At 73.4% G+C, this 14,747-nt stretch carries 10 protein-coding genes and 1 pseudogene; 5 read left to right on the top strand and 6 right to left on the bottom strand.

Going from position 1 to position 14,747, the window contains the following annotated elements; all coding sequences use genetic code 11:
- Window positions 1-33: 33 nt before the first annotated feature.
- Both LIV37_RS05115 and LIV37_RS05110 read left to right on the top strand, forming a co-directional pair.
- A complete protein-coding gene (locus tag LIV37_RS05115; RefSeq protein ID WP_020866034.1) occupies window positions 34-1,461 on the top strand; it encodes an NAD(P)/FAD-dependent oxidoreductase in 1,428 nt (475 codons plus the stop codon).
- Entirely contained in the window at window positions 1,458-2,711 is a 1,254-nt protein-coding gene (locus LIV37_RS05110) for an NAD(P)/FAD-dependent oxidoreductase (protein WP_020866033.1), read from the top strand. Before LIV37_RS05115 ends, LIV37_RS05110 begins: the two co-directional genes overlap by 4 nt.
- 27 nt (window positions 2,712-2,738) lie before the next feature.
- Here LIV37_RS05110 and LIV37_RS05105 read toward each other — a convergent pair whose 3' ends face one another.
- Window positions 2,739-3,128, bottom strand: coding sequence for an RNA-binding S4 domain-containing protein (locus LIV37_RS05105; protein WP_121825805.1), 390 nt, complete (start codon window positions 3,126-3,128; stop codon window positions 2,739-2,741).
- A gap of 30 nt (window positions 3,129-3,158) precedes the next feature.
- Between LIV37_RS05105 and lpdA the strand changes: the two genes are divergently transcribed.
- Both lpdA and LIV37_RS05095 read left to right on the top strand, forming a co-directional pair.
- Window positions 3,159-4,559, top strand: coding sequence for a dihydrolipoyl dehydrogenase (gene lpdA, locus LIV37_RS05100; RefSeq protein WP_020866031.1), 1,401 nt, complete (start codon window positions 3,159-3,161; stop codon window positions 4,557-4,559).
- 72 nt (window positions 4,560-4,631) lie between these two features.
- Window positions 4,632-7,283, top strand: coding sequence for a SpoIIE family protein phosphatase (locus LIV37_RS05095; protein ID WP_020866030.1), 2,652 nt, complete (start codon window positions 4,632-4,634; stop codon window positions 7,281-7,283).
- 8 nt (window positions 7,284-7,291) lie between these two features.
- On the opposite strand, the gene LIV37_RS05090 is transcribed toward LIV37_RS05095, so the two are convergent.
- The 4 genes and pseudogenes from LIV37_RS05090 to LIV37_RS05075 all read right to left on the bottom strand — a co-directional run bounded on the left by LIV37_RS05090 (window position 7,292) and on the right by LIV37_RS05075 (window position 11,745).
- Entirely contained in the window at window positions 7,292-8,290 is a 999-nt protein-coding gene (locus LIV37_RS05090) for an MBL fold metallo-hydrolase (RefSeq protein ID WP_020866029.1), read from the bottom strand.
- A 113-nt stretch (window positions 8,291-8,403) separates the two neighbouring features.
- Complete coding sequence (locus LIV37_RS05085; RefSeq protein WP_020866028.1) at window positions 8,404-9,909, bottom strand: glutamate synthase subunit beta; 1,506 nt, start codon at window positions 9,907-9,909, stop codon at window positions 8,404-8,406.
- A gap of 149 nt (window positions 9,910-10,058) precedes the next feature.
- Window positions 10,059-11,005: pseudogene (locus tag LIV37_RS05080) on the bottom strand (NAD(P)H-dependent flavin oxidoreductase); the annotation flags it as partial.
- The gene (locus LIV37_RS05075; RefSeq protein WP_020866027.1) at window positions 11,005-11,745 is read right to left on the bottom strand and encodes a CoA-transferase subunit beta; all 741 of its coding nucleotides are present in this window, start codon (window positions 11,743-11,745) and stop codon (window positions 11,005-11,007) included. The pseudogene LIV37_RS05080 and the gene LIV37_RS05075, both read right to left, overlap by 1 nt.
- A 44-nt stretch (window positions 11,746-11,789) precedes the next feature.
- Between LIV37_RS05075 and LIV37_RS05070 the strand changes: the two genes are divergently transcribed.
- A complete protein-coding gene (locus tag LIV37_RS05070; protein ID WP_020866026.1) occupies window positions 11,790-13,364 on the top strand; it encodes a phytoene desaturase family protein in 1,575 nt (524 codons plus the stop codon).
- Between the two features lie 4 nt (window positions 13,365-13,368).
- On the opposite strand, the gene LIV37_RS05065 is transcribed toward LIV37_RS05070, so the two are convergent.
- Window positions 13,369-14,580, bottom strand: a complete 1,212-nt coding sequence (locus LIV37_RS05065) for a transglycosylase family protein (RefSeq protein WP_020866025.1) — start codon at window positions 14,578-14,580, stop codon at window positions 13,369-13,371.
- Window positions 14,581-14,747 lie beyond the last annotated feature (167 nt).

The raw sequence follows: 14,747 nt of genomic DNA, 5'->3' as shown, positions 1-14,747 counted from the left end.
GGAGCCGTGCCCACCACCGAGCAAGGGACCAGCATGACCGTTACGACCACGGGTGACCTCCCCGACGAGGTCTACGACGTGGCCATCATCGGTGCCGGGGTGGTCGGCACCGCCATCGCCCGCGAACTGGCCCGGTACCGCTTGCGGATCGCCCTGGTCGAGGCGTCGGACGACGTCGGCAACGGTACGTCCAAGGCCAACACCGCGATCCTGCACACCGGCTTCGACGCCACCCCGGGCACCCTGGAGGCCCGCCTGGTGCGCGAGGGCTACCAGCGGCTGACCGCCTACGCCGCCGAGACCGGCATCCCGCTCGAACCACTCGGCGCGCTGCTCGTCGCCTGGGACGGGGAGCAGCTCGCCGCGCTGCCGTCACTCGCCGAGAAGGCCGTCCGCAACGGCTACCACGAGACGGCCGTCCTCGGTACCGAGGCGGTCTACGCCCGCGAACCCCACCTGGGCCCCGGCGCCCTCGGCGCGCTCGAGGTCCCCGGCGAGAGCGTCATCTGCCCCTGGACGACGACGCTCGCCTACGCCACCCAGGCGGTCCGCGCGGGCGTCGCCCTGCATCTGAACTGCCCGGCCGGGGCCATCACCACCGGGGTGGACCACCACGAGATCGCCACCCCGCGCGGGGTGCTGCGCACCCGTCACCTGGTGAACGCCGCGGGGCTGTACTCGGACGAGATCAACCGGCGGCTCGGCCACGAGGAGTTCACCGTGACCCCGCGCCGCGGCCAGCTCATCGTCTTCGACAAGTTCGCCCGCGGCCTGGTCGACCACATCCTGCTGCCGGTGCCCACCGCGCTCGGCAAGGGCGTACTGGTGGCGCCGACCGTGTACGGCAATGTGCTGCTCGGCCCCACCGCCGAGGACCTCGACGACAAGACCGCCACCGGATCGTCGGCCGGCGGACTGGCCTCGCTCCGCGAGAAGGGCGCGCGGATCCTGCCGGAGCTGCTGGAGGAGGAGGTCACCGCCGTCTACGCCGGGCTGCGCGCCGCCACCGAGCACGGCGACTTCCAGATCCGTGCCGACCCCGGGCGGCGGTACGTCGCCGTGGGCGGCATCCGCTCCACCGGACTCACCGCCTCCATGGCGATCGCCGCGCATGTGGCGCAGCTGCTCGTCGACTGCGGTCTTGACCCCGGGCCGGAGCGGGAGATCGAGTCCGTGCGGATGCCCACCATCGGCGAGGCGTTTCCGCGCCCCTACCAGCGCGCCGACCTCATCGCCGCCGACCCCGCGTACGGCACCGTGGTCTGCCACTGCGAACGCGTCACCCGGGGCGAGATCCGCGACGCGCTGACCGCCACCGTGCCACCGGCCTCGCTGGACGGCCTCCGGCGCCGCACCCGGGCCCTGGCCGGGCGCTGCCAGGGATTCTTCTGCGGCGCCGCGGTGCGTGCCCAGTTCGAGGCGGCCACCGCGGCCCAGGACCGGACGGAGGCCCGGCGATGACCCCCACCGACCGTACCCACCGCACCGTCGACGTCCTGGTCGTCGGGGCCGGACCGGCCGGACTCGCGGTCGCCGCCCGGCTGGCCGCCGCCGGGGTGGACCGGGTCGAGGTCCTCGACCGCGAACAGCGCGCCGGCGGCATCCCCCGCCACTGCGACCACACCGGATTCGGACTGCGCGATCTGCGCCGGGTGATGACCGGACCGGACTACGCCCGCCACCACATCGCCGCCGCCATCCGCGCCGGGGCCGTGCTGCGCACGGGGGTCACGGCCACCGGCTGGGCGGCGCCGCGGACCGTGGACGTCACCGGCCCGACCGGCCTGGAGCGGATCACCGCCACCGCCGTCGTCCTGGCCACCGGCGCCCGGGAACGCCCGCGCAGCGCCCGGCTGGTGCCCGGCACCCGGCCGGCCGGTGTCTTCACCACCGGGCAGTTGCAGCAGGCCGTCCATGTGCACCACCAGAGCGTCGGCCGCCGCGCCGTCATCGTCGGCGCGGAACGGGTCAGCTACTCCGCGGTGGCCACCCTGCGCCGGGCCGGGGCCGAGGTCGCCGCCATGGTCACCGACCAGCCCCGCCACCAGACCCACCCGGCGCGCCACCTCGGCACCCGGCTGCGCCACGGCGTTCCGCTGGTCACCGGCGCCACCGTGGCCGAACTGACCGGCCGGGTGCGGCTGGAGAGCGTACGGCTGCGGCACCGGGACGGCAGGACCGCGGCCATCGGCTGCGACACAGTGGTGTTCACCGGCGACTGGATCCCCGACCACGAACTCGCCAGAAGCGCCGGGATCGCCCTCGACCCCGGCACCCGGGGCCCGGCCACCGACGCCGAGTTCCGCACCGGTGAGCCCGGGGTCTTCGCCGTGGGCAATCTGCTGCACCCGGTCGAGACCGCCGATATCGCCGCCCTCGACGGCCGGTTCGCCGCCGCGCCCGTACTGCGCCATCTCACGGGCGTGCCATGGACCCCGGGGCCGCTGCCGGTGCGGGTCGAGGCGCCGCTGCTGTGGATCTCACCCAACCGGCTCACCCCGGACGGGCCCCGTCCGCCGCACGGCCGGTTCACCCTGCGCACCGAGCGGTTCCTGACCCGGCCGGTACTCACCGTCAGCCAGGACGGCCGGACGCTGCACCGCGGGCGCCTTCCTCACACGGCGGCGCCCAACCGGCCGTTCCACCTGCCCGCCGACTGGATCGCCGGGGCCGACGCACACGGCGGCCCCGTGCGTATCACCGCGGACTGACCGGGCTCACCGCGGACTGACCCTGCCTCAGCCCAGGCCCCCGGGCGTACCGCGCAGCCGCTCCATATCGCGCCGGTCGCGCTTGGTCGGGCGGCCCGTCCCGCGGTCGCGCAGCCCGATCGGCACGGTGTGCTCGCGCGGAGGCGGCGGCGGGCTGTTGTCGACGTAGCACTCCACCGCCACCGGCGCCCCGACCCGCTTGCGCACGATGCGCGAGACGACCACGATCCGGTCGCGCCCCGCATGACGCAGCCGCACCTCGTCTCCGGACCGCACCGTGTGCGCGGGCTTGACGCGCTCGCCGTTGACCCGGACGTGCCCCGCGCGGCAGGCCGAGGACGCCATGGAGCGCGTCTTCGTCAGCCGCACGGACCAGATCCAGCTGTCCACCCGTACGGACCCCTCGTCTGAAGCCATACCCCGACTCTAATGTCTAAGGTGCGACGCATGAGCGCACATTTCGACGTGGTGGTCCTGGGAGCCGGACCGGGTGGCTATGTCGCGGCGATCCGCGCCGCCCAGCTGGGCCTGACCACGGCCGTGGTCGAGGAACGCTACTGGGGCGGCGTCTGCCTGAACGTGGGCTGCATCCCGTCCAAGGCCCTGCTGCGCAACGCCGAGCTGGCCCATCTGTTCATCCACGAGGCCAAGGACTTCGGCATCCGGGTGAACGGCGATGTCACCGTGGACTACCGCGACGCGTTCGAGCGCAGCCGCAAGGTGGCCGACGGACGGGTCAAGGGCGTCCACTATCTGATGAAGAAGAACAAGATCACCCAGTTCGAGGGCCGGGGCGCCTTCACCGGACCCCACGACATGCTGGTCACCCGCTCCGGCGGCGGCACGGAGACGCTCACCTTCGACCACTGCGTCATCGCCGCGGGCTCGATCACCAATCTGCTGCCCGGCACCTCCCTCAGCGAGCGGGTGGTGACCTACGAGGAGCAGATCCTCTCGCCCGCCCTGCCCGGCAGCGTACTGATCGCGGGCGCGGGAGCCATCGGCGTGGAGTTCGCGTACATCATGCACAGCTACGGGGTGCAGGTGACGCTGGTGGAGTTCATGGACCGGATCGTGCCCCTGGAGGACGAGGAGGTCTCCGCCGAGCTCACCCGGCGCTTCCGCAGGCTCGGCATGAACATCCTGACCTCCACCCGGGTGGAGGCGATCAACGACACGGGTCCCGCGGTCAAGGTCATGGTCACCACGGGCGGCCAGCGGCAGACCCTCCAGGCCGCCCGGGTGCTCCAGGCCATCGGGTTCCGGCCGCGGGTGGACGGATACGGGCTGGAACACACCGGCGTCCGGCTGACCGAGCGGGGCGCCATCGGCATCGACGGCCGGTGCCGCACCAATGTGCCGCACATCTTCGCCATCGGCGACGTCACCGCCAAGCTGATGCTGGCGCACGCCGCCGAGGCCATGGGCATCGTCGCGGCGGAGACCATCGCCGGGGCGGAGTCCATGGAGCTGGACTATGTGATGATCCCGCGCGCCACCTTCTGCCAGCCGCAGATCGCCAGCTTCGGCTGGACCGAGGCCCAGGCGCGGGAGCGCGGCTTCGACGTCCGGGTGGCGAAGTTCCCGTTCACCGCCAATGGGAAGGCCCAGGGGCTCGGCGACCCCGTCGGCTTCGTGAAGCTCATCGGCGACGGCCGCCACGGCGAGCTGCTGGGCGGCCATCTCATCGGCCCCGAGGTCACCGAGCTGCTGCCCGAGCTCACCCTCGCCCAGCAGTGGGATCTCACCGTGCACGAGGTGGCCCGCAACGTCCACGCCCATCCGACCCTCAGCGAGGCGGTGAAGGAGGCCGTCCACGGGCTCGCCGGACACATGATCAATTTCTGACCGCGGATGCCCCCACCCCGGCCGCCACCAGGTGTGCGACCCGCGGATGTGCGTTAGACAGAGCATGTGAAAGTGCGCTCGGCGCTGGGCTCGCGCAGTGTCGGCGGGCAGGTGTTCGCCCTGATGCTGATCATCGTGACGCTCCTGGTGCTCGCCGCGGGGGCCACGCTGTCCCTCCAGGCGCGCGGCAGCCGGGACAGCCAGGCCCGGGGCCGTGCGCTGACCGTCGCACGGACCCTCGCCCTCGCCCCCGGCGTCCAGCGGGCGCTGGAGTCCCGCGACCCCTCCAGGACCCTCCAGCCCTACGCCGAGACGGTCCGGCGGCGGAGCGGTGTCGACTACATCGTGGTGACTTCCCCCGATGGCATCCGCTGGACCCATCCCGATCCGAAGCTGCTCGGCAAGCACATCGGCCGCAGCCTCTACCCGGCCACGGCGGGCCGGACCTTCACCGACAGGCTCCCGGGCATCACCCACTCGGCCCCCTCGATCCGTGCCGCCGTGCCGGTCACCGACGCCCGGGGCCGGGTGATCGGCATCGTCAACGCCGGGGTCTCCATCCCCTCCGTGGCCCGGACGGTCGGCCGCCAACTGCCGATGATCTACGGATCCACGGCGCTGGCCCTCGTCCTGGGCGGGGGCGGTGCGGCGCTCGTGGCCCGGCGGCTGCGGCGCCAGACCCACCGGCTCGGCCCCGCCGAGATCACGAGGATGTACGAACACCACGACGCCGTGCTGCGCTCGGTCCGGGAGGGGGTGCTGATCGTCGATGACGAGGGGCTGCTGCTGCTCGCCAACGACGAGGCGCTGCTCCTGCTGGGCCTCGCACGCGACGCGCACGGACGGCAGATCACCGACGTCGGCCTGCCCCCGGAGATCGCCGGGCTGCTCGCCTCCGGCCGCGCGGCCACCGACGAGGTGTACGAGGTCGGGAACCGGCTGCTGGCGGTCAACCAGCGCCCGGCGGAACGGGGCGGACAGCCCTGGGGGAGCGTCGCCACCCTGCGGGACACCACCGAGCTGCGCGCCCTGACGGACAAGGCCGACCGGGCCTACGCACGCCTCCAGCTGCTGTACGAGGCGGGTGTCCGCGTGGGCAGCAGCCTCGACATGGAAGGCACCGCCGAGGAACTGACCCGGGTCGCCGTGCCGCGCTTCGCCGACTACGCCACCGTCGATCTGCACGAGGACGTCCTGCGCGGCGAGGAACCGGGCGACCGGGACTCGCCGCTGCGCCGGGCCGCCTTCAGCGGCATCCGGCAGGACCCCCCGCTGCGCCGGGTCGGTGAGCGCGTCTCGTCCTTCCCCGTCACCCAGCGGGCCGGTGGCACCGGCCAGGCGCGCGTGTTCGCCGTCGGCGAGCTGCCGTCCTACCCCGACTGGACACCCCAGGACCCGGAGCGGCTGGGGTGGGTGCGGGAGTACGGCATCCACTCGCTGCTGACCGTGCCGCTCAGCGGGCGCGGCGTCCGGCTGGGCCAGGCGGCGTTCTGGCGCTCGGGGGACACCCCGCCGTTCGACGAGGAGGACCGGACCTTCGCCGAGGAGCTGGCCGGTCAGGCGGCCGTCGCCATCGACAACGCCCGCCGCTACGCGCGGGAGCACGCCACCACCCTGGCCCTCCAGGAGAGCCTGCTGCCGCGCGGCCGCCCCGAGCAGCAGGCCGTCGTGGCCGCCCAGCGCTATCTGCCCGCGCCCGGCGGGGTGCGGGGGGACTGGTTCGACGTCATCCCGCTGTCCGGGGCCCGGGTCGCCCTCGTGGTCGGCGATGTCGTCGGCCACGGACTGCACGCCGCCGCGACCATGGGCCGGCTGCGCACCGCCGTGCGCAACTTCTCCGTCGTGGACCTTCCCCCCGATGAGCTGCTCGCCCGGCTCGACGACGTGGTCGACCAGCTCGACCGGGAGGAGACCGCCACGGGCCCCGGCGCCGGGGCCGCCGGGGCCACCTGTCTGTACGCGGTCTACGACCCGGTCTCCCGGCACTGCACCCTGGCACGGGCCGGGCATCCGCCCCCGGCCCTGGTCCACCCCGACGGCTCGGCGACCTTCCTCGACCTGCCCGCGGGCCCGCCGCTGGGGCTCGGCGGACGGCTCTACGAGGCGGCCGAGACGCGGCTGCCCGAGGGCAGCCGCCTCGTCCTCTACACCGACGGGCTGGTCCGGGACCGCGAACGGGACATCGAGACCGGACTCGACCAGCTGCGGGACGCCCTCACCGATGCCGACCCCGACCCGGAGCGGGCCTGCGACACCGTGATGGCCGCCCTGCTCTCACCGCGCCGCACCGACGACGTCTGCCTGCTCATCGCCCGTACCACCGCGCTGGACCCGCGCCGGGTGGCCTCGTGGGACCTCCCGGCGGACCCGGAGGTGGTGGCCCGGATGCGGGCGGCGGTCGCGCGCACCCTGGCCGAGTGGAACCTGGAGGAGGCCGCCTTCACCACCGAGCTGGTGGTCAGCGAGCTGCTCGGCAACGCCATCCGGCACGCCGTGGGCCCCGTACGGCTGCGACTGCTGCGCAACCGGGCGCTGATCTGCGAGGTCGCCGACGGCAGCACCACCGCGCCCCATCTGCGCCGGGCGGCCATCACCGACGAGGGAGGACGCGGACTGTTCCTCGTTGCCCAGATGGTCCAGCGCTGGGGCACCCGCTACACCAGCCAGGGCAAGATCATCTGGACCGAGCAGGACCTCCCGGCCGCGGAGCGGGCCCTGCGGTGACCGGGCGGTCAGGCCGAGGCCGCCGGCGCGCCGTCGCGCCGCTCCCATGCCACCTGGGCCAGATCGGCCATGGTGGCCACGAGGTCCGCCGCCTCCTCGGTGCCGTTCAGGTGCCGGTACTCCGAGCCCACCGTGATCACCAGCCGCTCGGGCAGGCCCAGCGACGGATAGGTGTTCTCGGCGATCAGGGCGCGGGCGGCCTCCAGGGCCGGCACCCCGGCCGTGTGCAGCTGCCGGGTGCGGTCCCGCAGATGCTCCAGATAGCCGATGTGGCCGCGCACCCCCTCCCGGTCGAGGACCGGGCCATGACCGGGGACGATCACCTCGGCCCCGGTCTCGAGCACCCGTTCGCACGCGGCGATCACATTGTCCAGCGGGCCCGCCCAGTGCACCGCGTGGTCGCCGGGGTCCCGCGGGTCGGAGGCGAAGATGACGTCGCCGGTGAACGCCACCTTCTGCCGCGGCAGATACGCCACCAGATCGCCCGCGGTGTGCGCGGACTCCAGGCTGAACAGCCGCACCGCCACCTGGCCCACGCGCAGGTCGAGTTCGCCCACGAAGGTGAGCGTCGGCTCGACCACCTCGGTGGCGGACCAGTCGAACCGCCCGAAGTGCCGCTTGAGGTACCAGCCGAGCGGAGTCGCCGGATCGCTGCCGTGCACCAGGCCGTGCAACTGCTGCGGCGAGGGCTCGTACTCGATGTGGCCGAGCGCCTCGCGGGTGGCCACGATCTCCGCGTCCGGTACGACCTCCGCGCCCCACAGGTGGTCGCCGTTGGCATGGGTGACGATCACCCGCTCGATCCGGGCCCCGCCGGGCAGCAGGGCATGGCTGTGTTCGAGGAACTCACCGGCCATCCGGCGGTCGTAGGGGCTGTCGATCCACGCGGCGTGGCCGTCGGGCGAGACGATCAGACCGCAGTTGGCCAGACCCCAGCCGGCGCTCGGGGTCGGGGACCAGATGTGCACACCGTCGGCCACGGTGAGGAGGGGGGATTGCGAGATCATGGACGCACACTATGCCCGCGCCGCACATCCGCGGCAGGTGGCCCGCCCCGCCCGCGCGGGTTCCCGGCCACCCGGCCACCGCCGCGTCAGGCCGTCAATCCGCAGGTCGGTCGTCAGGCCGTCATCGGCAGGTCGGCCGGTCCGACCGGCGCCGGGAGCGTCGTGGAGCCCGCGAGATAGCGATCCACGGCTGCCGCGGCCGAGCGGCCCTCGGCGATCGCCCAGACGATCAGCGACTGGCCACGGCCCGCGTCGCCCGCCACGAACACCCCGTCCGCGCCGCTGGCGAACGACGCGTCACGGGCGATGGTGCCGCGCCCGTCGAGCTCGAGACCGAGCTGGTCCAGCAGCCCGCCGCCGTCCCGCTCCGGGCCGCGGAAGCCGAGGGCCAGCAGCACCAGATCCGCCCGCAGCACCCGCTCCGTGCCCGGCCCGGACTCTCCATCGGCACGGGCCCCGATCAGACGCAGCGCCCGGACGCCGCCGTGCGGCCGCTCCGCGTCCGGTGCGGTCCCCTCGAAGCGGACCGTGGTCGCGGCGAAGACCCGTGCGTCCACGTCCGCCTCCGGAGCGGCCGCCAGCTCCCGCGCCTCCTCATGGGCGGCGGACATCCGGTAGATCTTGGGGTAGGTGGGCCAGGGCTCGCCCTCGGTCCGCTCGTCACCGGGCCGGGGATGGATGTCCAGCTGGGTCACGGAGGCGGCGCCCTGCCGCAGCACCGTGCCCAGACAGTCCGCGCCGGTGTCCCCGCCGCCGACGATGACCACATGTTTGCCCTCGGCCGTGATCGGCGGCCGGGCGTAGTCGCCCTCCAGTACCCGGTTGGCCATCGGCAGATACTCCATCGCCTGATGGATCCCGGCCAACTCCCTTCCCGGGACGGGGAGTTCGCGCCAGGCTCGGGCGCCCACGGCTATCACCACCGCGTCGTAGCGCGCCCGGAGTCCGGCGGCGTCCATATCGGTGCCGACGTCCACGCCGGTACGGAACTTGGTGCCCTCGGCGCGCATCTGCTCCAGCCGCCGGTCCAGGTGGCGCTTCTCCATCTTGAACCCGGGGATGCCGTAGCGGAGCAGTCCGCCCGCCCGGTCGTCGCGCTCGTACACCGCCACGGTGTGCCCCGCGCGGGTGAGCTGCTGGGCCGCTGCCAGGCCCGCGGGCCCCGAGCCGATGACGGCGACGGTCCGGCCGCTCAGCCGGTCCGGTGGCTTGGGGGTCACATGGCCGCTCTCCCAGGCCCGGTCGGCGATGGCCACCTCGACGTTCTTGATGGTGACCGCCGGCTGGTTGATGGCCAGCACACAGGCGCTCTCGCAGGGGGCCGGGCACAGCCGGCCGGTGAACTCGGGAAAGTTGTTGGTGGCGTGCAGCCGCTCGCTCGCGCGCAGCCAGTCGTCACGGGAGACCAGGTCGTTCCACTCCGGGATGAGGTTCCCCAGCGGGCAGCCCTCATGGCAGAACGGGATGCCGCAGTCCATGCAGCGGCCCGCCTGGGCGCCGATGATCGGCAGCAGTCCGCCGGGCGCGGAAACCTCGTCCCAGTCCCGCACCCGCTCGTCCACCGGACGCCGGGGCGGAAGACGACGGGGTGTGGTGAGGAAACCCTTGGGATCGGCCATGACGACCTCCCATTACCCGTGTCATGGTCTGGCCGCTTTCACCCCACTGTACGACCGCCGGTCAGCCGGTCCAGGGTCGCCGCGGCCTCGGCCATGATCCGGTCCACCAGCTCCGCGCAGGAGGGCAGATCCCCGATCACCCCGGCCACCTGACCTGAGGCCATCACCCCCGTGTCGGTGCGGCCGTCCACCATCGACGCCTTCAGCAGCATCGGGGTGGTGGCGGCCAGCAGGACCTGGCTCCAGGTGAGGGCCTTGCCTTGCCGCATCGCCAGCCCGTCGCGCACCATCCGCGGCCAGCTCAGCCCGGCCAGCCGCCGGAACGCGGCGGCGTGGCGGACGGCGCGCAGGAGCGCGACGGCGCGGCCGGAGCGCTCCAGGGAGTCGACCAGCTCGCTGCGGAGCATCCGGTGGGGGAGTCCGTCGACCGCCGTGGTGACGGTGACATCGGTGACCGCCGCCGCCAGACAGCGCGCCTTCACCGCGTCCGGGACCGTGCTGTCGGAGGTGAGCAGGAAGTGGGTGCCCATGGCGATCCCCGCCGCCCCGTAGGCGAGCGCGGCCGTCAGCCCCGTCCGTCGTGGAAGCCGCCCGCGGCCACGACCGGGATGTCCACCGCGTCCACGACCTGGGGGAGCAGCACGGTGGTGGCCACCTGACCGGTGTGGCCACCGCCCTCGGCACCCTGCACCACCACCGCGTCCGCGCCCCAGCCCGCCACCTTCTCCGCGTGGCGCCGGGCGCCCACGGACGGGATGACCACCACGCCCGCGTCCTTCAGCCGGTCGATCAGCTCACGCCTGGGAGCCAGCGCGAACGAGACGACCCGTACCCCCTCCTCGACGATGATCCGCACCCGCTCCCCGGCGTCCCCGGCGTCGGCGCGCAGATTGACGCCGAAGGGCGCGTCGGTGCGGGCGGCGACCTCGCGCACGGCCGAGCGCAGCCGCTCGGGCGACATGGTCGCGGAGGCCAGGATGCCCAGCGCGCCGGCGTTCGCCACGGCGGACACCAGCCGGGGCCCGGCCACCCACCCCATGCCCGTCTGGACGATCGGATGGCGCACCCCGACGAGCCGGGTCAGCGGGGTTTCCATCAGGACGGCACCTCCCGCTCGCGGGCCCCCTCCGGGTCGATGACCTCCCGGATCAGCCGCAGCTCGGCGGGGGTCGGCTCGCGCGTGCACGGGACGTCGTCGGCGATGTCGAGGGGGAAGCCGGTGGCCTCCCGAACCGCCTCGGTGGTCACCCCGGGATGCAGGGAGCGCACCCGCAGGGTGCGGCCGGGCGTGGCGAAGTCGAGGACCGCCAGATCGGTCACCACACACCGGAGGTCATGGAAGCGGGCCGCGGCCGGTCCCGCGGCCGCCGCCCGGTCGTAACCCACCCCGCACACCATGTCGACACGTTCGACGAAGACCCGCCGGGAGTGCCGGGGCACCCAGTAACTCGTGGGGTTGTTCAGGGTGTTGACCGGCGCTCCCCGCACCCCCAGCAGCTGCCGTTTGGGCCGTTTCCAATCACCGACGCAGCTGATGTTCTGGTTGCCGTGGCGGTCGATCTGGCTCGCGCCCATCATCACATGGCGCCGACCGCCGGTGACCAGGGCCGGATGCGCCCGGTACGGCAGCCACCCCTCCACCACCTCCGGATCGCCGCCCACGATCATCGCCTCGCCATCCGTCAGCAGCAGTTCGGGCGCGAAGGTGAGTTTGGCCAGCCGGGCGCCGACCCTGGGCACCGCGCCCATCGGGGCGGCCAGGATCTCCCCGTCGCCCCGCCATGCCTCGGCACAGGCCACCACGCAGTACTCGGCCCGGGTCACCCCACCGGTCATATGCCCTCCCTCCCGAACGCCGCCACCGCGGCGTCAATGGCCTGGTGGCCGCCGCGGAGCTGGCCCTGGCCGGATGGTCCGTCATCCTGGTGGAGCGCGAACCGGACATCGGCGGGTTCATCGTCACCGAGGAGCGCACCCTGCCGGGCTACCTCCACGACACCTACTCCTCCTGGCATCCGCTGTTCGTCTCCGGCCCGGCGTTCGCGCGTCTGGGGGAGCCCTTGCGGCGGCATGGGCTGGAGTACCGCAACGCCGATGAGTGGGCCATCGCCAGCGCGGCCGACGACGGCAGGGTCACGCTTGCGCACCGCGATCCGGAGCGCACCGCCGAGGGTTTCGCGCACGAAGCGGACCGGGCCGCGTATCTGTCCGCGCTCGGCCGGCTGGGCGCCGGCATGGGGGCGATCGGCGGCCTGATGGGCGGCGAACTCCGCTCACCGGCCGCCCTGCGCCACGCGGTCGCCCTGCTGCGCGGCGGCGGGCGGCAGGGGGCGGAGCGATGGCTGCGCTCGGTGGCTACCAGCGGCCGTGGATACCTGCGCGCGGAGTTCCGCGGGGACGAGGTGGACCACCTCTTCGCCCCGTGGCTGCTGCACGCGGGGCTGTCGCTGGACCACGCGTCGGGCGGATTCCTGGTGACGCTGTTCGCCGCCACTCTGCACGGCGCCGGGGTGCCGGTGGTGGCCGGGGGCGCGGGCCGGTTCCTCGACGCCTTCAGATCGCTGCTGACGACGACGGGCGTACGGATGGAGACCGGCACCCGGGTCGACCGCATCCTCGTCGAGCATGGGCGCGCCGTGGGAGTGGCGGCGGGGGGCAGGGTCTTCCGTGCCCGCCGCGCGGTCCTCGCCTCGGTGACGCCCACCGCCCTGTACGGCACCCTCCTGCCGGAGGGCTCGGTGCGCCGTGAACTGCGCGACGAGGCGCGGCGATTCCGCTACGGCCGCGCCGCGATGCAGATCCATGTCGCGCTGTCCGGGCCGCTCGGCTGGCGCGACGCACGGCTGAACACGATCCCGCTGGTGCATCTGACCGACGGTTCGGGCAGTACCGGTATCGCCTGCGCCGAGGCCGAGGCGGGCCTGCTGCCCCGGCGGCCCACGGTGGTCGTCGGGCAGCAGTACGTCCTGGACCCCGGCCGGGTGCCGCCCGGGGCCGCCGCGCTGTGGCTGCAGTTGCAGGAGGTGCCGTCCACGCCGCGCGGCGACGCGGCCGGTGAACTGGACACCGCTCAGGGCTGGACCCCGGAGCTGGCCCGGGGCTACGCCGACCGGGTGCTGAACCGGATCGCCGGGCACGCACCCGATCTGCCCGGAAAGGTGCTCGCCGTCGATGTCATCGCGCCCCCGGACCTCGCCCGCCGGAATCCCAACGCGGTCGATGGCGACCCGTACGGCGGCTCCCTCGAACTCGACCAGAGCTTTCTCTGGCGCCCCCTGCCCGCCTCCGGACGGCATGCGACCGATATTGACGGGCTCTGGCACATCGGCGCGTCCACTCACCCGGGGGCCGGGCTGGGCGGTGTCTCCGGGCACATGGTCGCCACCACACTCACCAGGGGGCCGCGATTGGCCCGTCTGCCCCGGCTCTCACCAGGGCGACGGGTGAGACGCTGACGCCTCAGAGGCTGACGCCGTGTGACCGCAGATAGGCGAGCGGGTTGATGTCCGAGCCGTAGCCGGGGCCGGTGCGGATCTCGAAGTGGAGATGCGGTCCGGTGGCATTGCCCGTCGAGCCGGAACGGCCGATCTGCTGGCCGCCGTTGACGTTCTGCCCGGCCCGCACCGACAGCTGCGAGAGATGGCCGTACTGGCTGTACTTGCCGTCCGGATGCCGGATGACCACCTGATAGCCGTACGCGCCGCCCCAGCCCGCCGAGACCACATGGCCCGAGCCCACGGCCTTCACCGAGGTGCCGATGCCCACGGGGAAGTCCACACCCGTGTGATGGCCGCTCGACCAGCTGGAGCCGGCCGCCCGGTAGGCGGTGCTCGGACTGACCCCGCTGACGGGGGCGGTGAAGCCCGAGGAGACCACGGGCTTGGTGGCCCGCTCCCGGCTGGTGTGCTTCTCGGCCTTCGGGTGCGGCGCGGGCTTCGGCTTCGCCTTGTGGTGGGGCTCGGGTTCCGCCTTGGGCTTGGCGGTGGCCTTACCGCCCTTGAGGGAGAGCTTCTGACCGGGGTAGATCAGATCGGGATCGCCGCCGATCGTCTCGCGATTGGTCTCGTAGAGCGCCTCCCAGCCGCCGTTGACGTCGTGGGAGCCGGCGATACGGGACAGCGAGTCGCCGCTGACGACCACATAGCGGCCGGACTTCGTGGCGGCGCCCCCCGGGAGGCTGGTGGGCGTGGGCTTGCTCGCCGCCTGCTGGGCCTTCTCCGGCCGATGGGTCTGCTTGACCGGGGCGGCGGCCGTCCTGACGACCTTCTGGGCGCTCTGCTGCGGCGCCGCGTCGTCCCGCGTCAGACCGGCCTTGTCCGAGCACACCGGCCATGCGCCGGGGCCCTGGCCGTCGAGCACCTTCTCCGCGATCGCGATCTGCTGGTCCTTGGTGGCCAGATCGGCCCGTGCCGCGTACGCCGTGCCGCCGTACGCCTCCCATGTGCTCTGCGTGAACTGCAGCCCGCCGTAGAAGCCGTTGCCGGTGTTGATGTCCCAGTTGTGGGTGGACTCGCACTGGGCCACCTTGTCCCAGGTTTCGCCCGAGGCCGCGGACGCGCCCGCGGCGCCGACGAGTGGAAGGGCGATTCCGGCGCCGCCCGCCGTGACGCTCAGTGAGGCACGGGAGATGCGGTTGGGCTTGTAGCGGCGGTGGCGTCCCCGTAAGGGCATGGACGGCTCCTTCTCGTGCTGCCGGGTGCGGCGAGCTGCCGGGCGGGCCAAAGATAAGGGGACCGATTTGGGCACAACAAGAGGGAGTTCACCTGGAAAGAGGGCCACAGCGCGCTGTGCTGCGGCCCTCTTCCGCTTATGTGATGTGCATCACACGAACTCGGTCG

Source organism: Streptomyces rapamycinicus NRRL 5491, from assembly GCF_024298965.1.
In the GTDB taxonomy this organism is placed as follows: domain Bacteria; phylum Actinomycetota; class Actinomycetes; order Streptomycetales; family Streptomycetaceae; genus Streptomyces; species Streptomyces rapamycinicus.
This window is presented reverse-complemented; position numbering and strand designations above follow the sequence as displayed.